Below are 20,170 nucleotides of genomic sequence, written 5' to 3'. Positions count from 1 at the left end.
GCCGTGCCGCCGCGGACGGACCGGACCGTTCCACCTGCCCGGCACCGCGACCCACCGCCTCGGTGCCGGCCCCGTCCTGGCCGCTGTTCCCGGTGCCCCACACGAGGGCGCTCCGGCGCAGCGCGCTGGACGCGACAGACTCCGAACCGCTGCCCGCGACACCGGAACGGCTCGATTCCCCACCGTCTCGAAGCTGTCCCGAATCCGGCGATGCGTCCGCCGCCCGAAAACCGCCCGGCGCCACCGACTCCCGACTCACACGCGAGGCTTCGGCGTCACCGAGACGCCGAGCGCCCGGCGTGCCATGCGAGTCGTCACCGTGACGCATGGGATCGGCCACGGCATCCCGAGCCCCACCGTCCGTGCCGGCGGACCGCAGCTGCGGCGCAGGCCGGTAGCCGTCGACCCGCATGTCGTTCGAAGGCCCAGCAGAGCGCGCAGCGTCGTTCCCCTCGACACTGTCGATTCCATGCCGGCTGGAGTCATCGAGATCACGCGAGGTGCCGCCACTTCCGGTACCGACCGGGACCACGGCGGGCTGCCCGGCGGCCGACCACCGGGCTGCCGGGAGTTGTCCGTCTCCGACGCGGATGTCGCCGGTATCTCCCTCGCCCGAGTCGCATTCGTCCGCGCGCAGCGCCGCCTCGCGCACCCCGGTCAGCCCCGACGCGAACGCGTGGGGGCCGACCTCGTCATCGAGGGGATGCAGCGGTACCGAGGACTCCGCGTCGACCCGGGTATCCGCGCGGCCCCGATTCTGGTTGTCGCCGGAGAGGTCTCGCGTATCGGCCTTGGCCGGTTCCGTGCCCGGGTGTTGGTGCGCGGCGGGATCGTCCTCGGCTGCGCGAGGGCGGGAAGCGCGATCCGCAGGCGAGTCGGGCCTGGCGCGTTCGCTGTCGGCACCGGTGGGCCCGGCGCTCGCAGTCGCCGAGGCGGCGGGGTCGCCAGCGGTTTGCCCGGCGGGTGGGTTGAGCCAGGGGGCAAGGACTTTGTTGGTGACCTCGCCGATCTGGCGGTGCAGGCGGTCGGGGTCGGCGACACCGGCGGGGTGAGCGAAGAGGGCGGTGAGAGCCCCGGAGACGGCGCCGACAACCGCGCCCACCAGTGCGGCGGCTTCGACTTCATCGAGTTCGTCAGGGAAGGCCGCACGCAGGTGGTGGGCGATCTCCATCTGAGCGGCGAGCTGGGCGTGCGCGGCACGGCCGCTCACGGCGGGGACAGTGCGAGAGACCTTGGCGCGCAGCACCGCTATGCGGGAGGCCAGGTTGTCGCCGAGATGATCGCCCGGGTTGTCTCCGGCCGCGCGCAGGGCACGCAGCAGGACTTCCACGGGGCGTTCGTCGGGGCGGCGAGTGGCCACGGCATGGGCTGCGGCGGAGACTCTTTCGTCGGGTTCGGGGAAGAGCAGCTCTTCCTTGCTGGCGAAGTAGTTGAAGAACGTCCGGGTGCCGACTTCGGCCGCGGCGGCGATATCGGCGACGGTGGTCGCCTCGTAACCTCGGCTCTCGAACAGTTCGACGGCGGCCTCTTGCAGGGCGCGGCGGGTACGTTCTCGTTTGCGATCGCGGAGTGCGGATGGCGGCACGCGGACGGACAGTACGGCATTCGCGCAGCAAAACCCGGCATATCCAGGGCTTGTCGGGCGCGTTTCATACTGTGCCGGTTCGCACTTCATGCATTCTTGCAGCGTGTGCCACTTTGCACGTTGTGTATTTCACTCCGGGTGAGCGTGTTGTTGATGCCCCTGCCGCTCGCCCTCTAGCGTGGAGCGGGTGAGCATCGCAACCAAGGTCGTGGACGAGCAGTTCCGCGCACTGCCATTGGCCGCGCTCGCTGACGCCGCGTTGTCGGCGGCGCGGGCGGCCGGGGCCGAGTACGCGGATCTGCGGGTGCACCGACTCCTGCAGCAGTCCATCCGGTTACGTGACGGCCGCGTCGAATCGGTGCGCGACAGTACCGATCTCGGTATCGCGGTCCGCGTGATCGTGGACGGCACCTGGGGTTTCGCCTCGCACGCCGACCTGTCCTCCGCGTCGGCGGCCGAAGTGGCACGCCGTGCAGTCACAGTAGCCAAGACTTTGCGGTCCCTCAACCGCGAGCGTGTGGAGCTGGCTCCGGAACCGGTCTACGCCGACGCCGAATACGTCTCGCCCTACGAGGTGGACCCGTTCGAGGTCGCCACCCCGGACAAAGTCGCACTGCTGCTGGACTATTCGGAGCGCCTCAAGTCCGCGGACGGCGTGGATCACGTGACGGCGAGCGTGCTGCAGGTCAAGGAGCAGACCTTCTACGCCGACAGCTTCGGTTCGCGCATCACCCAGCAGCGGGTGCGCCTGCATCCGGACCTGGAGGCCATCACGGTCGATCCGGCGGCGGGCGTGTTCGAGACCATGCGCACCCTGGCCGCCCCGGCGGGCCGCGGCTGGGAGTACGTGACCGGCGCGGACGGAACCTGGGACTGGGCGGGCGAACTCGCGCGCATCCCGGAGTGGCTGGCCGAGAAGGTGAAGGCCCCGACCGTGCAGGCCGGGCCCACCGACCTGGTCATCGACCCCACCAATCTGTGGCTGACCATTCACGAGTCCATCGGCCACGCCACCGAGTACGACCGCGCCATCGGCTACGAATCGGCCTACGCGGGCACCTCTTTCGCCACCCCGGACAAGCTCGGCACCTTGCAGTACGGCACGCCGATCATGCATGTGACCGGTGACCGCACCGAAGCCCACGGCCTGGCCTCGGTCGGCTGGGACGACGAGGGCGTGGCCGGGCAGCGCTGGGATCTGGTGCGCGACGGCATCCTGGTCGGCTATCAGCTCGATCGCGTCTTCGCGCCGCGGCTGGGCCTGGAGCGCTCGAACGGCTGCTCCTACGCCGATTCCGCGCATCACGTGCCGATCCAGCGCATGGCCAATGTGTCGCTGCAACCGGATCCGGTCGACGACACCAGCACCGCCGAGCTCATCTCCCGGGTGGAGGACGGCATCTATATCGTCGGCGACAAATCCTGGTCGATCGATATGCAGCGCTACAACTTCCAGTTCACCGGCCAGCGTTTCTTCCGCATCCGCAACGGCGAACTCGCCGGCCAGCTGCGCGATGTCGCCTACCAGGCCACCACCACCGACTTCTGGGGTGCGATGGAAGCCGTCGGCGGCCCCTCGACCTGGGTGCTGGGCGGTGCGTTCAACTGCGGCAAGGCCCAGCCCGGACAGGTGGCGGCGGTCTCGCACGGCTGCCCGTCGGTACTGGTGCGCGGCATCAATATTCTCAATACCCGCGCCGAAGCCGGGCAGTGAGGAAAGGACTTTCACGGTGAGTGTGCTCCCCGCCCCCGAGGTCGTCGAACGCGCGCTGCGGTCCGCCCGCGCCGATGAGACCGTGGTGATCGTCACCGACGCGCACGAGGCGTCGCTGCGCTGGGCCGGAAATTCCATGACCACCAATGGTTCCTCGGTCGCGCGGGACTGGGCGGTGGTGTCGGTGTTCCGCGACGGCCCGAATGCCGCGCGGGTCGGCAGCGTCAGTTCGACCAGTGTCGATCCGGCCGATATCGAGGCCGTGGTGCGCGCCAGCGAGGAGGCCGCGCGCACCGCCGAACCCGCGCGCGATGCCATGCCGCTGCTGGCGGCCGACGCCGTCGACGCGGGCGCGCCCGATCAGCTGCTGGATTGGCAGGGCCCGCCCGCGACCACCGATATCGGGGTGTTCGCGGGCCTGGCGCGCGATCTCGCACCGGGTTTCGACGAAGCCGACACCCTCTACGGTTTCGCCCACCATCAGGTGCATTCGACCTGGCTGGGCACCTCCACCGGGGTGCGCCGCCGCTGGGTGCAGCCGACCGGTTCGCTCGAGATCAATGGAAAGCGCGGCGCCGGAACCGATCTGGCCAGTGCCTGGGTGGGCGCGGGCACCACCGATTTCGCCGATGTCGACACCCCCGGCCTGCTCGCCGAACTCGCGCGCCGCCTGGAGTGGTCCAAGCGCCGCGTGCAGCTGCCCGCCGGCCGCTACGAAACCCTGCTGCCGCCGTCGGCGGTCGCCGATCTCATGATCTACCTGGCCTGGTCCATGGAGGGCCGCGGCGCGCACGAGGGCCACACCGCCTTCGCCCGGGCCGGCGGCACCCGAATCGGCGAGCGGCTCACCGATATTCCGCTGACCCTCTACTCCGATCCGAGCGCGGCGGGCCTGCAATACCGGCCGTTCGTGGCGACGCCCGCTTCCTCGGAATCGCTGTCGGTGTTCGACAACGGGCTCACCGCCCAGCGCGCGGACTGGGTGCGCGAGGGCGTCATCGAATCGCTGGTGTATCCGCGCGCCACCGCCGCCGAATTCGATGCCCCCGTCACGGTGCCGGGTGAAAACCTGCTCATGACGGGCGGTTCCGACGCGACGCTGCCGGAGATGATCGCGAACACCGAACGCGGGCTGCTGCTCACCTGCCTGTGGTACATCCGGGAGGTGGATCCGGCGACGCTGCTGCTCACCGGCCTCACTCGCGATGGGGTGTATCTGGTCGAGAACGGCGAAGTGACCGGAGCGGTCAACAACTTCCGCTTCAACGAGAGCCCGCTGGATCTGCTGCGCCGGGTCTCCGAAGCCGGGCGCACCGAGATCACGCTGCCGCGCGAATGGAAGGATTGGTTCACCCGCACAGCCATGCCGCCCTTGCGGATTCCCGACTTCCACATGTCGTCGGTCAGCCAGGCAACATAACCCGTATCGGAAGGGACGCCATGCCCGCACGCGACCGCTCGGCCCGGATCGGATTGGGCGGTCGCGCCGGCTGGGGCGCGCTGGTGGCGGGCATGGCCGGGCTCGGCGTGCTGGAAGCGGCGATCCTGCACTTCGCGGGCACGGCTTTGCTGCCTGCAATCGCCGCCCATCTGCTGGACCTCGTGGTCGGCGTCTTGACGCTGGCTTTTCTGCTCGCTGCCGCCTCCCCGCTGTGGACGCGGATCCGGATCGACGACACCACGATTCACGCACGCTTCGGCGGGCTCGGCTCCCTCGATATCCCCCGCGCCGAAGTGAGCGTGGCGGGCCCGCATCGCGCCACCCCGCAACGCCCGGCCCAGCTGGGCATGGATTTCGACGCCGAGTCCGGCTTGCTGTCGTGGGTTCGCTCCCCCACCTCGCCCCTGGTGCGCATCGACTTCACCGCACCGCTGCCCGCCCGCACCCAAGGCTGGAAACGAATCGAAGCCCGCTCCCTGCTGCTCAGCGTGGACGACGCCGCCCACGCCCTCGCCGCACTGCCCGGCTCGCCCCGATGAATCCGCTCCCGGTCCGCTGAACGAACTCGGGGCGCCGCTCGACGCGGGCACCTGCCCGGATTGCGCTGTCGGCGAACGGGTTGTCGCCTCGCCGCCGCGCGCGCATCCTGAATTAGGGACTGTAATCATGTAATCGGGGACGGTGATCGTCGTGGACGACGAAGCGACCTTCTCGTCAGCGGCGAGACCGGACGATGCGTCAGGCAATGGCACGGCGGGCGAGCCGGGACCGGCGATACTCGGCGGCCCGGCCGACGCCGACGCCATGGATTCCTACTCGCGAACCGTGATCGCGGTAGCCGCCTCGGTGACACCGCACGTGGCGAGCGTGCAGACCCGGCGCGGAGGCGGCTCGGCGGTGGTGTTCACCGATGACGGATTCCTGCTCACCAACGCGCACGTCGTCGGCTCCGCACGCAACGGAACCATCGTCTTCGCCGACGGCGTCGAATCGAAATTCGATGTCGTGGGCGTGGACCCGCTCTCGGACCTGGCGGTACTGCAAGCCCGCAGCGGCGCACCGGACGCAGCACAGCTCGGCGACGCGGACAACCTGGTCGTCGGCCAACTCGTGGTGGCCGTCGGCAGCCCACTCGGATTGGCCGGATCGGTGACCGCCGGGGTGGTGAGCGCTCTCGGCCGCTCGGTACCGGTCGGCAACAACCGCGCCGCACGGGTGATCGAAGACGTGATCCAAACCGACGCCGCCCTCAACCCCGGCAATTCCGGCGGCGCCCTGGCCAATTCAGCCGGCCGGGTAGTCGGCATCAACACCGCCGTCGCCGGTATCGGCCTGGGCCTGGCCATCCCGATCAACATCACCACCCGCCGCATCATCACCACCCTGCTGCACGAAGGCCGAGTACGCCGCGCCTACCTCGGCGTCGTCGGCGTCCCCGCACCCCTGCCCGAGGCCGTGGCCGCCCGCACCGGCCAGAACGCCGGCCTGCGCATCGTGGAAGTGGTCCGCGGCGGCCCCGCCGAACGCGCCGGCCTGCGCCGCGGAGACCTGGTGCTCAGCGTGGCCCGCCAGGAAGTCCGCGACGCCCAGGGCATCCAACGCCAACTCTTCGCCGAGGCCATCGGCCGCTCACTGCCGGTGACCGTACTGCGCAACGGCGCCATGGTCGACGTGATCGCGGTCCCGGTCGAACTCACCGTCGACTAGCGCTCGACCGCCGCGACGATCACGTCCGGAAAGTTTTTCAAAAAATTCTTCGCCCGGGTGTCGAGAACGCCGGTTCGGCTCCGTCCCTGGGATGACGAGCGACCACGAGCGGTCGCCGCGACACCGACGAAGGAGCACTAGCCATGGAACCGAACGAGATCGCCGAAATCCTGAACCGCCCGCTCAGCCAGGAATTGCTGGCCCGCGATCTGGCCCGGCTCGCCTATGTCGCCACCGACGGCACCCCGCGCGCCATTCCGATCTCGTTCACCTGGAACGGCGCCGAGATCGTGCTGTGCACCACCAAGAACGCCCCGAAGTTGTTCGCACTGCGCAAGAATCCGATGGTGGCGCTGACCATCGACACCGAAGTTCATCCGCCCAAGATCCTGCTGCTGCGCGGGCGCGCCGAACTCGATGTCGTCGACGGCATCCCGGAGGAGTTTCTGCAGATGAACGGCAGCTACGAGATGACCGCCGAGCAGCGGGTGGAATGGGAGGCAGAAGTGCGCTCGCTGTATGACGGCATGGTGCGCATCGTCATCACCCCGACCTGGGCCAAGCTCATCGATTTCGACACCACCCTGCCGAGCGCGGTCGAGGAACTCGTCCGCGAGCGCGCCGAACGTCAGCACGCCTGAGCCGGCACGAACACTTCGAGGAGACGATCATGGCTAAATACCTGCTGCTCAAGCACTATCGCGGCGCACCGGCTCCGGCCAACAATGTGCCGATGGATCAGTGGACGCCGGAGGAAGTCACCGCACATGTGCAGTACATGCAAGACTTCGCGGCCAAGCTGGAGGCCACCGGGGAGTTCGTCGAACATCGCGCGCTGGCCCCGCAGGGCACCTGGGTCCGTTCCGACGGGGACGGGCGCCCGCCGGTCACCGACGGACCGTTCGCCGAGACCAAGGACTTGATCGCCGGGTGGACCATCATCGACGTGGAATCCTATGAGCGCGCTCTGGAACTGGCGGCCGAACTGTCCGCCGCGCCCGGCGCCGGCGGCGTACCGATCCAGGAATGGCTCGAGATCCGGCCCTTCTTCACCGCGCTGCCCACGGTCACCGAGTGAACGAGGCACTGCTGCGGGATCTGGTGCCCGCGGTGATCGGCATCCTGGTCCGGCGCGGCGCTGATTTCGCCTCGGCCGAGGATGCCGTGCAGGAGGCGCTGATTCGCGCCTTGCAGAGCTGGCCCGCTGACCCGCCGCACGATCCGAAAGCCTGGCTCGTGACGGCGGCCTGGCACCGGTTCCTCGATGCCGCCCGCGCCGAAACCGCGCGGCGCGGCAGGGAACTCGTCATCGACGCCGAACCGCCGCCCGAACCGGTGCCGGGCACCGATGATTCGCTGTGGCTCTACTTCCTGTGCGCGCACCCGGCGCTGTCGCCCGCGTCGGCGGTGGCATTGACCCTGCGCGCGGTCGGCGGCCTCACCACGCGGCAGATCGCGGCGGCCTACCTGGTGCCGGAAGCGACCATGGCGCAACGGATCAGCCGCGCCAAGAAGCGGCTGGGCGGGGTGCCGCTGAACCAGCCCGGGGACCCGGCGACGGTATTGCGGGTGCTGTATCTGGTGTTCAACGAGGGCTACGGCGGCGATGTCGATCTGTCCGCCGAGGCCATTCGCCTGACCCGGCAGCTGGCCGCCGCCACCGATGAGCCCGAGGTGGCGGGTTTGCTGGCGCTCATGCTGCTGCACCATGCCCGGCGGGCGTCCCGGCTCGGGCCGGGCGGGCGGCTGGTGCCGCTGGCCGAACAGGACCGAAGCCGCTGGGACACCGCGTTGATCGCCGAGGGGGTGACGATCCTGCAGACCGCGCTGGCCCGCGACCGTCTCGGCGAGTATCAGGCGCAGGCCGCCATCGCCGCCCTGCACGCCGACGCTCGCGTCGCCGACGAGACCGATTGGGTGCAGATCGTCGAGTGGTACGACGAGTTGCTCAAGCTCACCAACAGCCCGGTGGTGCAACTCAATCGGGCGGTCGCGGTCGGTGAGGCCGATGGGCCGCGCGCGGGATTGGCGGCGCTGGACCAGGTCGATCCGGGGCTGCCGCGCTACACCGCGGCGCGCGCCTATCTCATCGAACGTACGGGTGACCTGGCACAGGCCGCCGAGCTGTACGCGGCGGCGGCCCGCGCGGCTACCAGCGAGCCCGAACGCGACCACCTCACCCGCGAGTGCGCCCGCGTGCGGCAGCTATCGCGTCCGTGAGAACAGCGCGGCGTTTTGGCGCGCACCGCTGTTGGTGAGCGAACTTCGGCAGCGAATCGGGGGATGTGAATTCAGGAGGCCGAGCGATGCAGCTCGGCCGACGTGGACTGCCATACCTCGGCCAGCTCGTCCAGGGGGATTTCCAGGGCGCGGGCGAGCGCGACGACCGTACCGAAGGCGGGGGTCGGCAAGCGGCCCGATTCGATCTTGCGCAGGGTTTCCGGCGAGATGCCCGCCGCGGCGGCGACCGCGGTGAGTTCGCGTTCGGCGCGGGCGGCGCGCAGGGCGGCGCCGAGCCGGCGGCCGGCCTCGAGCTGGGCGGGAGTCAGCGGCAGTCGGACCATGCGGGCCACACTACGGTTGGTATTTAAATACCGCAAGCCGCTATGGTCGGTATAAAAATACCGAGCACTGGAGGTTCGTCATGGTGGAACTCAAGTCGGCCGAGGAGATCGCGCGCATGCGAGTGACCGGCCGGTTCGTCGCGGATGTACTCGCCGAACTGCGCACGAAGGCGCAGATCGGGATGAACCTGTTGGAACTGGAAGCCATCGTGCGTGAACGCATTCGTGAACGCGGCGCGGTGTCCTGCTACGTCGACTACTCGCCCTCCTTCGGGCGCGGGCCGTTCCGCAACACGATCTGCCTGTCGGTCAATGACGCGGTGCTGCACGGACTTCCGCACGATTACGCGCTGCGCGACGGCGATGTGCTCAGCATGGACCTGGCCGTGAGCATCGACGGCTGGGTGGCCGATTCGGCGGTCACGGTCATCGTCGGCACCCCGGACCCGGAGGACGTGCGCCTGGCGCGCGCCACCGAGGACGCCCTGGCCGCCGCGATCGAGGTGGCCCGCCCGGGCAATCGAATGGGCGATATCTCCGCCGCCATCGAAGCGGTCGCCCGCGCCAACGGCTACCGCGTGAACACCGAATACGGCGGCCACGGCCTGGGCCGCACCATGCACGAGGACCCGCACGTCTCCAATGCCGGCCGCCCGGGCCGCGGCTTCCCCCTCACCCCCGGCCTCACCCTGGCCATCGAGCCCTGGTTCGCCCGCACCACCGATCGCGTCTACACCGATCCCGATGGCTGGACCATCCGTTCCGCCGACGGTTCGCGCACCGCCCATTCCGAGCACACCATCGCCATCACCGCTGCGGGCGCGGAGGTACTCACGCTGCCCGCCTGAACCGAATTTCCGGCCTCTGACCGGGCGATTTCATCCCACTGTCCGGGTCTTCCCCTGCCGTGAGCTTGACCACAGTGCTGTGATCCAGTTAACGTTCCGTTCACTAAGCGACCGCTTAGCTGCTCCACGTGACCTGAACCACGCGTCCGGTCCGAATGATCCAATCATTCTGGTTCCAAGTTGGTTCAGGGAGGCCCTGAGAAGGACAAGATGAGGAAGATCGCCGCCACCTCCGCCCTGCTGATCGGCACCGCCGTCGTCGGGTGCGGAACGGCCACCGCCGCTCCGGCCCCCGCCGCCGCCGAACCGGTGAACTACGCCGCGCAGATCAGCGAGAAGAACGCCGTCATCACCACCGATGCCGGCTCCCTGACCGCCGAGAACGGCGTCTTCGCGATCAAGGCCGCCGACGGCACCGTGCTCGGCGGCACCGAATTGTCCTTCCGCGTGGACGATTTCGTCTTCCCCATCGCCGCCGAGATCAACAACCACACCGCCACCCTGACCCCCCAGTTCGATCTCGCCCACGCCACCTACAAGCCGGTCGCCCTCCCCTACGAGAACCAGGCCCCCTGGAAGTCGGAGTACGAGCGCGAACAGGCCGCCTGGAACCGCATGACCCAGACCATCACCATGGGCGCCACCATCGGCACCCTGGTCGGCGGCATCGGCGGCGCCGGCCTCGGCTGCCTCCTCGGCGCCGGCGTAGCCTTCGCCGCCACCATCCCCCTGGCCGCCATCTTCGGCCTCGGCCCCCTCGGCGGCTGCATCATCGGCGCCAGCCTCACCGGCTTCCTCGGCACCGTAGCCGGCCAGCTCTTCGTCACCGCCCCCGTCGTGATCGCCGCCGCCGTCCAGTACTTCACCACCATCAACGCCCCGGCCCCCACCCCGGCCAAGTAGCAACTCCCCCAACGTGAGCCGCGCCCGGCAGTCCCCTCGTGCCGAGCGCGGCTCACCGCGCGTCCGGTGACAGGTGCCACGGCACCCGCCCGACGGGCCTGGATTCAGGCCGGTAGCGCCGCCGTGTGGTCGGCCGCCGAGGTCCGTGCGGTCAGCCATTTGGCGCAGAGGCGATGGATCTCGAGCATCACGTAGTGCGGGCGGGTGCCGTCGGAGTATTTGACGACGGACAGCAGGTGGGCGTCGACGAGTTCGTCGAGTGCGTCCATGCCCGCGCCGTTCACCAACCCCGGAACGGAGACCGTGGCGAACAGCTCGCGCGGCGACAGCGTGTCGCCGAGGTGACGGAATACCGCGGTCGCGCCGGGACTGAGCCGGTCGACCGATACCGCGACACTGCGGCGGATGTCCATGGGCCCGTAGGCGAATTGCTCCAAACGCTGCCGTTCCTCCGACATTCGCCCGAGCTGGTCGACCAGGGTCCAATGCGGGCGGGCGGCCAGGCGGGCGCCGACCGCGGCCAGGGCCAGGGGGATGCCCGAACAGCAGCGGGCGAGCGCGCTCGCGGCCCAGGTCTCGGCCCGTACGCGCGCCGGCCCGGCCACCGCCTCGAGCAATTCGAGGCTCTCGGCCATCGGCAGCTCCCGCAGCACGACCGTGCGAACGCTCATGGGCCCGAGCGCCATCCGGCTGGTGATCAGGGCTGCGCTGCCCGGCCCGACGGCGAGCAGCGGGGCGATCTGCTCGTCCGTGGCGGCGTCGTCGAGGATCACCACCATGCGCCGAGTGGACAGTGCGGCCCGATAGCGGGCCGCTCGCACGCCGAGATCGGCGGGGATGTCGGTGATCCCGAGTTCGGGAAGCAATTGTCCGAGCGCTGCGGCCGGGTCGATCGGCGCGCCGCTGGAGCCGCCGAGCGCGACGCGCAGCACACCGTCGGGGAAGCGCTCCCGCAGCAGGCTCGCGACCCTGGTGGCCAAGGCGGACTTGCCGATTCCCGGCCCGCCGGTGACCAGCACCGGCGGCACTCCGTGACCGGTGTCCTCGGTCAAGGCCTGTCGCACCCGGGCGATTTCGGCGGCGCGCCCCCGGAAGCTGATGGGCTCCCGTGCTTCCGGGGAGGACGGGCGGCGGACCGAGATCGGCATCACCGCGGCGGTTTCCGCGCCGGCCTGGCCACCGAGCAGCCGGCCGTGCAGTTCCCGCAGGCGCTGTCCCGGATCCACCCCGAGTTCCGCCACGAAGGTCCGGCGCATCCGGTCGTAGTGCGACAGGGCCTCCGCGCCGCGGTTGTCCAGGTGATACGCCTTCAGCAGACGCTCGTGCAGGTCCTCGGCGAGGGGATGCTCCAGCAGTTCCTTCCGCAGCACCTCGGCCACGGCCTTCGGATTGCCTAGGCGCAGTTCGGCATCCGCCCATTCGACCACCGCGTCGTGACGCAGCTGACGAAGGCTGTCGCGGAAGCCGCGCGCCCACTGGCTGTCGATCCCGGACAGGGCCTCGCCGCGCCACACCCGCAGTGCCTGTGCCAGGGCGGCGGCCCGAGCCTGGTCATCGCCCCGGAGGGCCCGCGCGCGGTCGATCAGCCGCCGGAATCCGGTGAGATCGATCCGGTCCGCGGACAGTTCGACCCGGTAGCCGCCGACCCCGCGCCGAATTTCCACCGGCGCGGCGGTATGCGCCGTCGCCGCCCGCAGGATGCGGCGCAGCCTGGTCACATAGGTGTAGACGGAATGCCGGGCGGTATCGGGCGCCTCGTCCCAGACCCGGTCGGCCAGTGTTTCGGTCGATACGGGCCGTTCCGGTTCCGCGAGCAAGGCGGCCATGATTCCGCGCTGTTTCGCCGGCCCCAAATCGATTGTCCGGCCCTCGACTACGAGCTCCACGGAGCCGAGCAATTTGAATTCGATCATGTCCTCCGCCAAAACGGGAAAGTGCGATTCCGCGAACGCCCTTGTCCGTTTTGTGCCGCCGAGGCTAGCACGCACCACCGTGGTCGACAATCGCGAGGATGCCACCGACTTCCCTGGCTTGCGGCTCGAATCAGCTTCTGCCACAGCGCTATTCAGCCACACGCAGGCAAACCACGCCGGATCGCAGGAGGCCCGCCGGCAGGCCCGCGGCCGGCCGCATCCAGCGGGGTGAACGCCGCCAGCGCGCGGCGGCGCGGAAGATCGACAATTGCTCGCGGACCTCCCACCCGCGCAAGCAGCGCGCTCCCCCACGCGGCCCGAACAGCCACCGGGCATCTCCGAGCCGCCTGCCCATCGTGCGATTGACCACTCGCAGCAGCAGCGGCGTCCACAGATCGGTTATCCACCAACGAATTCCATGCGTGCGCAGATTCTCCGACAGGGTCAGTACCGCGGCGGGTTCCACATACTGCAGCAACCCCTCGGTGATCACCAGTGGGCGCTCGGCGCCCGCGGTCGCCTCGACCAGGAACGCCGCGCAGGCGTCGCGATCGGTCACATCGATTGCCCGCCTTGTCAATTCACATCGCGGCGGATCGAGCGCCAGCGCTCGATCCTTCGCCGCGACTATCGCGGGCAGATCGGCCTCGAACCAGTGCAGCTCGGCCGGCAGCTCGAGCCGATACGGCCGGGTGTCCCAGCCCGCCGCCAGGTTGATCACCCGATCACAGCCCTCGGCCAGCGCATACGTGATCAGATCGTCGATCAATCTGGTGCGCACGACCGGCGGCCACCCATTGCGACTGCCCGGCACGGCGACCTTCGACGCCAGCACCGCGCCCCGCAGCCGCCCCGCCAGACGTTCGGCGATGGGATCGCTGAACAGCGCATCGGGACGAGCCGATTCCTCGGCCCGGTACGCCGCCATCCAGATGGCGGTATCCGATACGTCGGTAATCGCAATCGATTCCTGGACCATACGTCCGAACTCCTTCGCTCACTCGGGCTTTCGCGCCACACCGATGTAGGTGCAAGACAGGTCCCCGGTCTCACGCATGATCAGCCGGCCCGCCCGCTTGCCGAGAATGCTCAGACCCCGCAGCCGGGCGGCCGGCGCCAGCCCGGCGTCTGCCAGATATCCGCGCAATTCACCGGGGGTGATGAAGTCCTTCCACAGGTGCGCGCCCGGGGTGCCGATGCCGAGATGGTCCGGGATCCAGATCATGACGACGCGCGAACGCAGCGTGCGATTGATGGTGTCGAAGCAGAACACGCCCCCGGGCACCAGCACCCGCGCGATCTCCCGGATCGACCGCGCCGGGTCCGCCACGTGCTCGAGCACGTCCACGCAGGTGACGATGTCGAACGCGGCATCCGGATAGGGCAGCGCCTCGGCGGCGCCCACGCGGTACTCGATATTCCTGCCGGTCTCGGCGGCGTGCCGCCGGGCCGCCGCGATCAGGTCCGGCGACGGGTCGACGCCGCTCACCGAAGCGCCTCGCCCGTCGAGGAATTCGGTGGTGAAGCCACCTCCGCACCCCACATCCAGCACCCGCCGCCCCGCCCACAGGTCGACGTGTTTGTCGAAGAACTCGAAGCGCGGGCCCTGGAACGAGGCCAGCCCGCGCATCTGCGAGTCTTCCGCCCACCAGGTGTCGGCGAATCGGGCGAAGAAGTGGTCGTCGGTATCGTTGCCGGTCATCCGCGCACCTCACGTTCGAGCGCCGCGGCGGAGCGACGCCACCGGCGGCCGTAGGAAATATGGTTGCGGTCGGCGATCCGGTAGGCGATCGAAGGCCAGATCACCCGCTGCACCGCCTCGCGGGTGCGGATCGACAACGGATGTTCCACCGCACCGGCCCGCCCGATCAGGTACGCGACCCGCTGCATGGGCGCGGTGCGCCGTTGCCGCTCCTTCTCGTAACGGCGCAGGGCCGCAACGGGATCCGGCGCGGCAGTGAGATGCTCGGACAGGATCAGGGCATCCTCGAGCGCCTGGCACGCGCCTTGGCCGATATTGAAGGTGATCGGGTGGGCCGCGTCGCCGACCATCGTCACGCGGCCGCGTCCCCACCGCCGGTCGGGTTTGCGATCGAACACGTCATTGCGCATGACGGCGCTCGCGGGCGTGGCCGCCAGAATGTCCTGCACGGGCGGCATCCAGCCGCGGTGTCGTTGCGAGAGCATGGCTTTCACATCGCCGGAATCCACGCCGCCCGCCGGGCCGTTGGCGACACTCATCCAATGCACCCGCCCCGGCGCCACGTCATAGAAGGCGAATCTGGTGCCGGGACCGAACAATCCGTAGAAACTGCCGGGTGGAATGAGTTCATGCTCGAGTTCGGCGACTCCGCGCCAGGCGATATGGCCGTTGTAGCGCGGCTCGGACGGACCGAACAGCACTCGGCGCACGGTGCTGTGCACACCGTCCGCGCCGATCAGCAGATCACCGTGTTCGACCGAGCCGCCGGACAATTCGGCGGTGACCCCCAGGGCGTCCTGGGTGAAGCCGACCAGGCCCGAACCGGATCGGATCTCCACCGCGGGCGTGCCCTCGGCCAGCGCCGACATCAGCACCGAGTGCAGCGCGGACCGCTGAATCGCCACCGTCGGCGCACCGTAGCGGTCGATGAAGTCGGCCACCGGCCAGCGGCCGAACAATTCGCCGCGCCAGGTGCCGAAATGGCAGACCCGCTGGATCGGCGCGATCTCCAGCACCCGATCCAGCACGCCGAGCCAGTCCAGCGCCAGGCTGCCGTTCGTCCAGATATGCAGTCCCGCACCACCATCGCGCAGGGTCTCGGCGCGCTCGAACACGGTGCTCGCGATCCCGGCCCGCTGCAGCGCGAGCGCGGTCGCCAAGCCGCCGATCCCGCCGCCCGCGATCAGGACCTTCGCCGGTTCGCTCATGCCCGTGCTCTCCGCTTCCGGCCGAACAGCCCCAGACCCAGCACGGACATGATGCCGTCGTCCACGCCGATCGCCCAGCGCTCGGCCAGCCGGCCGTCCTGCAGCCGCCACACCACCACGCCGTGGCATTCCAGCGCTAGGCCGGTCGGGCGGACGCCCAGCAGGTCACCGAGAAACGTTCCGCGCCAGGTGCAGTGAATGACGACGTAGTCGTCATAGGCGCTGGCCGCGTCGATGCTCACGTGCACATCGGGGAACGCGCGACGCAGCCCGGCGATGGTGTACTTGACGCCGTCGATGCCGCCCGGCCCGCCCGGCAGCCCTTGATGATCGACCACATCGGTGCGGTAGTGCTGGTCACAGACCTCGAATTCGCCCTGATTGACGAAGCGGTCGTAGACCGTCCGCACCACCTCGAGATTGCGTTCAGCCGACATGCGCGGCACCCGCCGGCGTCGGGGCTTCCCAGGTGAGCGTGAGGCCCGCGTACAGATAACGACTGGCCTCGATGGCCAGCAGCAGCACCGTGTCGCCCGGCTGAATTCGGCCGCCGGTCCACCCCGCGTCCAGCGCCAGCGGGACTGCCGCGGACCCGGTCGCGCCCACGTCGGCGAGATTCTCGACCATGCTCTTACCGAGGTGCGCCTGGTCCTGCGGCGAGACTCCCGCGGCGGTGAACTCCTTGGCGAAGTATTCGGCGTTGCCCTCGGGCACCACGCAGGCATCGAGGTCGGAGACGGTGAGTCCGGAGCGGCCGAGCAGGTCGGTCATGGCGGCGGCGAACACCCGTGGGCCGAATTTCTGCGTACCGGAGACGTCCAGCTTCATCTCCACGAGCTTCTTGCGTCGCACCTGGACCGCCGCCGGCGCGTCGGTGCCCCCGCCGATGATCTGCATACCGGGTTTGCGCGTCCCGCCGAGGCACTGCGTCGCGAAGGTGAATTCGCCTGCTGGGGAAGCACTTTCGGGCGCGCCCGCACGCAGTACCTGCGCGCCGGCGCCGTCCCCGAAGGTGTAGATGGTCAGCAGGTCGCGCAGTCGCAGCGCGGCCGGATCCTGCCCCACGAACAGCGGGGCGAACAGCGGCGAAATGGATTCCGCCCCGATCACCACCGCCGTGCGATAGGTGCCGTCCGCCAGCAGCCGCCGCGCGTAATCGATGCCCTGTACCGCGCCGACGCACCCCGCCCGGAATTCGATTGCGGCGCAATGCTCGAGCCCCAGTTTCTCCTGCACATAGGTGACGGCGGCCGGGAGCGGGTACTCGGGGCTGGCGGTCGACATGACGAGCAGATCCACCTCCGCCGGTTCGAGTTCGGCGCGAGCCAGCGCCTGCCGGGCCGCTGCCACCGCCATTCCGGAGGTGCTGTGGTGTTGTGCGCCGGTGGCGGGATCGATGATCCAGTGCCGCCGCTGCACCTGGATCTCGTCGAGCACCTCGGCGGGCAGTTCCCCGCACAGGGCCGCCAGGGCGGTGTTGTCGATCGGATCGCCGGGCAGATACGCGCCGGTGGCCAGCACCGAGACGTGACGTAGGCCGGTTGAGGTAACGGACACTGCCATAAGCCTTTCAGTTCGCTGTGGTCGCCGCGGCCAGGGCGAGGGCGACGGCCTGGCCCTCGAATCCGCGAGCCAGGGCCAGGGCGCGCCGGGGCGCGGACTCGCGGGCGGCACCGCCGACCACGCCGAGATCGCACTCCGGCGCGGGCATCTCGAAATTGAGGGTCGGCGGGACGATGCCGTGGTGCAGGGACAGCGCCGCCACCGCGACGTTCAACGCACCGGCCGCGCCGACCAGGTGACCCGCCTGCGGTTTGGGACTGGTGATCTCGGCGTGCCGAGCCTCCGCCCCCAGCACCACGCGCAGGGCCCGCATTTCGGAGACATCGCCGCGTGCGGTGCCGGAGCCGTGCGCGAGCACCGCATCGACCGGTCCCGTATCGGCGACCGCCCGGGCATCCGCGCGTGCGCTCTCGATGGCGCGCACCAATCCGCGCCCGTCCTCGGCGTTTCCGGGCGCGCGGACGCCGTCGTTGCCCAGCCCGAAACCGGTCACCTCGGCGTAGCAACGCGCCCCACGAGCCAAGGCGTGCTCGCGTTCCTCGAGCACCAGCACCACGCCTCCCTCACCGAGCACCGCGCCGCTGTGATCGCGGTCGAAGGGCCGGCATGCCGCCGCGCCCAGCTCGTTTCGCTGGGTCAGCAAGCCCAGGCCGTCCAGCTTCGACATGGCCCACCAGGTGGTGGCGTCATCGCAGCCGCCCGCCACCGCGATATCGGCCTCACCGCGCCGGACCGCGCGCATGGCCCGGCCGATGGCCGTCGCACCCGCGTCGGCGGCACCGGCGTAGAAGGCATTGGGACCGCGAATGCCGAACATCAGCGACACGTGGAAACACGCCGCGCTCTGCAGACCCTCGACGTAGATCAGCGGCGGGATGAGCGAGGGCGCCAGCTCGCCGATCAGGCGCATACTGGCCTCGCCGTCCACATTCCGGATACCGACGATGCCGGCGATCAGCGGGTCGAGATCGCAGACGTCCTTGTTCCCGCCGAGGTACAGTCCGGCCCGGAAGCCGAGCCCGGCGGCATCCAAGCCCGCGTCACCGAGGGCGAGCTTGGCCGCGGCGATGCCGAATTGGTCTCCCCGCGTGGACATTCGGACCGTTCGCGCCGACATGTACCGGGCCGGGTCGAAGTCGGGGATCTCCGCGCCGATGCGCGTGCGCAGGGGTGAGGTGTCGTAGGAACGCAACGGCGCGACCGCACTGCGACCGGCCACCAGCCCATCCCAGGTCGCGGTGACGCCCTCCCCCAGCGCGGTCACCAAGCCGATCCCGGTGATCACCACACGTCTCATCGCACGTCCCTTCCGATCACGAGGCTGGTGTTCGAACCACCGAACGCCAGGGCATTGACCAGCACCGCGCGCACCGGCATGGCCCGGGCCGTATGCGGCACATAGTCCAGATCCAGGGCCCGATCCGGGGTGTCGAGGTTGATCGTGGGCGGCACCAGCGACTCGCGCATCGCGCCCAGCCCGGCCACCACGTTCAGGGCGGCCGACGCGGCGGTGAGATGCCCGGCCATGGATTTGGGCGAACTGATCACCAGGCGGTAGGCATCGTCGCCGAAAACCTTTTTGATGGCGCGGGTTTCGGACAGGTCGTTGCCCGGCGTCCCGGTGCCGTGGGCCACCACGTAGTCGATTCCGCCGGCGCCGAGCCCGGATTCGGCGATCGCACCCTCCATCGCCTCGGTCGCGCCCGCCCCGTCCGGCGGCGAATCGGTGATCCGCCAGGCATTCAGGGTGGAGCAGAAGCCGAGGATCTCCCCGTGTACGCGCGCTCCCCGCCGCCGCGCGGACTCGGCATCCTCGAGCACGAAGGCGCCCGCGCCCTCACCCAGGACGAATCCGGATCGGTGGGCGTCGAACGGCCGCGAACCCTGCTGCGGGCGGTCGTTGTACTTGTCGGTCAGTGCCCCGAGGACACCGAAACCGACGATATCGGCCCAGGCCGTGAGCGAGTCGTAGCCACCGGCCACCATCAGATCCGCGTCTCCCTCCTGGATGAGCCGATACGCCTCCCCGAGCGCATGTCCCGAACCCGCGCACGCCGTGTGGATTCCGACCATCGGCCCGTGCGCGCCGAGCAGCCTGGCCATGGCATTGAGCGGCACGTTCTGGTCGCTCACCAGGACCTCGCTCGGCGCCTGCGTGACGAAGGCATCCGCCTTGCCCGAATGGGTGCGGGCGCCGGCGATGCGCAGCAAGAGATCGACGCTCGGGCGCCCGACGCTCGCGCCCATGGCCACGCCGCGCCGGTCCGGATCGCCGGGCGGCCGCTCGCTGATCCCGGCGTCGCGCAGGGCCTCGGACACCGCGGCCAGACCGAACAGGCCCGGCCGGTTCACCCATCGCCGGTCCGCCTGCGGGGCAATGGCTTTCGCGGGATCGAAATGCTCGGGCACCTGCCCCGCGATGCGCACGGGGAAGGTGGTGGAGTCGAAGGTCGTCAACCGCCGGATGCCGCTACGGCCGGCGATCAGACCCGCCCACGTGCTCGGTGCGTCCACCCCCAGCGGAGTCACCGCACCCATGCCCGTGATGACGACGCGCCTCATACCGGCAGCTCTGTCTGCGCCGCCGGTTCGGCCTGCTGCCGGCTCGCCAGCAGGTGCACCAGATCGATCAGATTGCCGACGGTGACCAGGCTCAGCACCTGCTCGGCGCGCAGCGGTCCGGTCAATGCCGCACGGTCGAATTGGGGCAGCACCGTTTCCAGGTGCGCCAGGCCGACATCGGTGACGATCTCGTTCTCGTCCCCGAACTCCTCATCGGGGATCCCGCCCTGCAGCATGGCCGCGACGTCGGAGACCGAGATGTCCACGCCCGAGTCCCGGTGGATCCGGAACATGACATCGAGCATGTCGATCGATTCCGCGCCCAGTTCGTCGATCAGCGTCGACTCACGGCTGATCTCGTCCTCCTCCAGGCCGATCGCGTCCGCGATGGACGTGATGACCACGGCCGTGAGTTCTTCGGGTGTACCCATGGGTTGTCCTTATCGGTTGCGGGGATGAG

At 69.6% G+C, this 20,170-nt stretch carries 20 protein-coding genes; 9 read left to right on the top strand and 11 right to left on the bottom strand.

The genetic code is table 11. The features are described from left to right. The coding region (locus NY1_RS44965; protein ID WP_233434695.1) for a TetR/AcrR family transcriptional regulator at positions 1-1,585 on the bottom strand (1,585 nt) is incomplete at its 3' end. Between the two features lie 187 nt (positions 1,586-1,772). On the opposite strand from NY1_RS44965, the gene NY1_RS40230 reads away from it, so the two are divergent. The 7 genes from NY1_RS40230 to NY1_RS40200 all read left to right on the top strand — a co-directional run bounded on the left by NY1_RS40230 (position 1,773) and on the right by NY1_RS40200 (position 8,667). Continuing rightward, on the top strand, positions 1,773-3,299 hold the full coding sequence (locus NY1_RS40230; RefSeq protein WP_067723085.1) for a TldD/PmbA family protein: 1,527 nt from the start codon (positions 1,773-1,775) through the stop codon (positions 3,297-3,299). A gap of 22 nt (positions 3,300-3,321) precedes the next feature. Then, entirely contained in the window at positions 3,322-4,719 is a 1,398-nt protein-coding gene (locus NY1_RS40225) for a TldD/PmbA family protein (RefSeq protein ID WP_067723077.1), read from the top strand. Between the two features lie 20 nt (positions 4,720-4,739). Next, positions 4,740-5,279, top strand: coding sequence for a hypothetical protein (locus NY1_RS40220; protein ID WP_067723076.1), 540 nt, complete (start codon positions 4,740-4,742; stop codon positions 5,277-5,279). 265 nt (positions 5,280-5,544) lie between these two features. Continuing rightward, positions 5,545-6,447, top strand: coding sequence for a S1C family serine protease (locus NY1_RS40215; protein ID WP_067723083.1), 903 nt, complete (start codon positions 5,545-5,547; stop codon positions 6,445-6,447). 143 nt (positions 6,448-6,590) lie between these two features. Continuing rightward, positions 6,591-7,088: a pyridoxamine 5'-phosphate oxidase family protein gene (locus NY1_RS40210; protein ID WP_067723075.1), complete on the top strand. Its 498-nt coding sequence runs from the start codon at positions 6,591-6,593 to the stop codon at positions 7,086-7,088. A 29-nt stretch (positions 7,089-7,117) separates the two neighbouring features. Next, positions 7,118-7,525: a YciI family protein gene (locus NY1_RS40205; RefSeq protein WP_067723073.1), complete on the top strand. Its 408-nt coding sequence runs from the start codon at positions 7,118-7,120 to the stop codon at positions 7,523-7,525. Then, complete coding sequence (locus NY1_RS40200) at positions 7,522-8,667, top strand: RNA polymerase sigma factor (protein WP_067723071.1); 1,146 nt, start codon at positions 7,522-7,524, stop codon at positions 8,665-8,667. Before NY1_RS40205 ends, NY1_RS40200 begins: the two co-directional genes overlap by 4 nt. 71 nt (positions 8,668-8,738) lie before the next feature. On the opposite strand, the gene NY1_RS40195 is transcribed toward NY1_RS40200, so the two are convergent. Continuing rightward, positions 8,739-9,011: a helix-turn-helix domain-containing protein gene (locus NY1_RS40195; protein ID WP_067723069.1), complete on the bottom strand. Its 273-nt coding sequence runs from the start codon at positions 9,009-9,011 to the stop codon at positions 8,739-8,741. 80 nt (positions 9,012-9,091) lie between these two features. Between NY1_RS40195 and map the strand changes: the two genes are divergently transcribed. Beyond that, positions 9,092-9,859, top strand: a complete 768-nt coding sequence (gene map, locus NY1_RS40190) for a type I methionyl aminopeptidase (RefSeq protein ID WP_067723067.1) — start codon at positions 9,092-9,094, stop codon at positions 9,857-9,859. Positions 9,860-10,069: 210 nt separating this feature from the next. Further along, entirely contained in the window at positions 10,070-10,762 is a 693-nt protein-coding gene (locus NY1_RS40185) for a DUF8020 domain-containing protein (RefSeq protein WP_067723065.1), read from the top strand. Between the two features lie 104 nt (positions 10,763-10,866). Here the strand turns inward: NY1_RS40185 and NY1_RS40180 are convergent, their stop codons facing one another. The 9 genes from NY1_RS40180 to NY1_RS40140 form a co-directional block, all read right to left on the bottom strand. Next, complete coding sequence (locus tag NY1_RS40180; RefSeq protein ID WP_067723063.1) at positions 10,867-12,675, bottom strand: AfsR/SARP family transcriptional regulator; 1,809 nt, start codon at positions 12,673-12,675, stop codon at positions 10,867-10,869. A gap of 148 nt (positions 12,676-12,823) precedes the next feature. After that, on the bottom strand, positions 12,824-13,654 hold the full coding sequence (locus tag NY1_RS40175; protein WP_067723061.1) for a class I SAM-dependent methyltransferase: 831 nt from the start codon (positions 13,652-13,654) through the stop codon (positions 12,824-12,826). 18 nt (positions 13,655-13,672) lie between these two features. Further along, a complete protein-coding gene (gene ubiG / locus NY1_RS40170) occupies positions 13,673-14,377 on the bottom strand; it encodes a bifunctional 2-polyprenyl-6-hydroxyphenol methylase/3-demethylubiquinol 3-O-methyltransferase UbiG (protein ID WP_067723059.1) in 705 nt (234 codons plus the stop codon). After that, positions 14,374-15,585, bottom strand: coding sequence for an FAD-dependent oxidoreductase (locus NY1_RS40165; protein WP_067723054.1), 1,212 nt, complete (start codon positions 15,583-15,585; stop codon positions 14,374-14,376). Before NY1_RS40165 ends, ubiG begins: the two co-directional genes overlap by 4 nt. Next, a complete protein-coding gene (locus NY1_RS40160) occupies positions 15,582-16,022 on the bottom strand; it encodes an ester cyclase (RefSeq protein ID WP_084536285.1) in 441 nt (146 codons plus the stop codon). Before NY1_RS40160 ends, NY1_RS40165 begins: the two co-directional genes overlap by 4 nt. Then, a complete protein-coding gene (locus NY1_RS40155; RefSeq protein ID WP_233434694.1) occupies positions 16,012-17,142 on the bottom strand; it encodes a 3-oxoacyl-ACP synthase III family protein in 1,131 nt (376 codons plus the stop codon). The genes NY1_RS40160 and NY1_RS40155 overlap by 11 nt, the downstream gene beginning before the upstream one ends. 13 nt (positions 17,143-17,155) lie before the next feature. Then, positions 17,156-18,445, bottom strand: a complete 1,290-nt coding sequence (locus tag NY1_RS40150) for a beta-ketoacyl-[acyl-carrier-protein] synthase family protein (protein ID WP_067723049.1) — start codon at positions 18,443-18,445, stop codon at positions 17,156-17,158. After that, on the bottom strand, positions 18,442-19,710 hold the full coding sequence (locus NY1_RS40145; protein ID WP_067723047.1) for a beta-ketoacyl-[acyl-carrier-protein] synthase family protein: 1,269 nt from the start codon (positions 19,708-19,710) through the stop codon (positions 18,442-18,444). The genes NY1_RS40150 and NY1_RS40145 overlap by 4 nt, the downstream gene beginning before the upstream one ends. After that, complete coding sequence (locus NY1_RS40140) at positions 19,707-20,141, bottom strand: acyl carrier protein (RefSeq protein WP_067723045.1); 435 nt, start codon at positions 20,139-20,141, stop codon at positions 19,707-19,709. Before NY1_RS40140 ends, NY1_RS40145 begins: the two co-directional genes overlap by 4 nt. Positions 20,142-20,170 lie beyond the last annotated feature (29 nt).

Source organism: Nocardia yamanashiensis NBRC 100130 (assembly GCF_001613325.1).
Classification (GTDB): domain Bacteria; phylum Actinomycetota; class Actinomycetes; order Mycobacteriales; family Mycobacteriaceae; genus Nocardia; species Nocardia yamanashiensis.
Note: the sequence above shows the minus strand (reverse complement) of the source record. Positions and strands in the feature narration are given on the sequence as shown.

Coding starts and splice junctions, on each gene's coding strand:
- NY1_RS40220 (WP_067723076.1), top strand. CDS start 4,740: ATGCCCGCACGCGACCGCTCGGCCCGGATCGGATTGGGCGGTCGCGCC.
- NY1_RS40215 (WP_067723083.1), top strand. CDS start 5,545: ATGGATTCCTACTCGCGAACCGTGATCGCGGTAGCCGCCTCGGTGACA.
- NY1_RS40140 (WP_067723045.1), bottom strand. CDS start 20,141: ATGGGTACACCCGAAGAACTCACGGCCGTGGTCATCACGTCCATCGCG.
- NY1_RS40195 (WP_067723069.1), bottom strand. CDS start 9,011: ATGGTCCGACTGCCGCTGACTCCCGCCCAGCTCGAGGCCGGCCGCCGG.
- NY1_RS40205 (WP_067723073.1), top strand. CDS start 7,118: ATGGCTAAATACCTGCTGCTCAAGCACTATCGCGGCGCACCGGCTCCG.
- NY1_RS40180 (WP_067723063.1), bottom strand. CDS start 12,675: ATGATCGAATTCAAATTGCTCGGCTCCGTGGAGCTCGTAGTCGAGGGC.
- NY1_RS40145 (WP_067723047.1), bottom strand. CDS start 19,710: ATGAGGCGCGTCGTCATCACGGGCATGGGTGCGGTGACTCCGCTGGGG.
- NY1_RS40150 (WP_067723049.1), bottom strand. CDS start 18,445: ATGAGACGTGTGGTGATCACCGGGATCGGCTTGGTGACCGCGCTGGGG.
- NY1_RS40210 (WP_067723075.1), top strand. CDS start 6,591: ATGGAACCGAACGAGATCGCCGAAATCCTGAACCGCCCGCTCAGCCAG.
- ubiG (WP_067723059.1), bottom strand. CDS start 14,377: ATGACCGGCAACGATACCGACGACCACTTCTTCGCCCGATTCGCCGAC.
- map (WP_067723067.1), top strand. CDS start 9,092: ATGGTGGAACTCAAGTCGGCCGAGGAGATCGCGCGCATGCGAGTGACC.
- NY1_RS40165 (WP_067723054.1), bottom strand. CDS start 15,585: ATGAGCGAACCGGCGAAGGTCCTGATCGCGGGCGGCGGGATCGGCGGC.
- NY1_RS40160 (WP_084536285.1), bottom strand. CDS start 16,022: ATGTCGGCTGAACGCAATCTCGAGGTGGTGCGGACGGTCTACGACCGC.
- NY1_RS40175 (WP_067723061.1), bottom strand. CDS start 13,654: ATGGTCCAGGAATCGATTGCGATTACCGACGTATCGGATACCGCCATC.
- NY1_RS40185 (WP_067723065.1), top strand. CDS start 10,070: ATGAGGAAGATCGCCGCCACCTCCGCCCTGCTGATCGGCACCGCCGTC.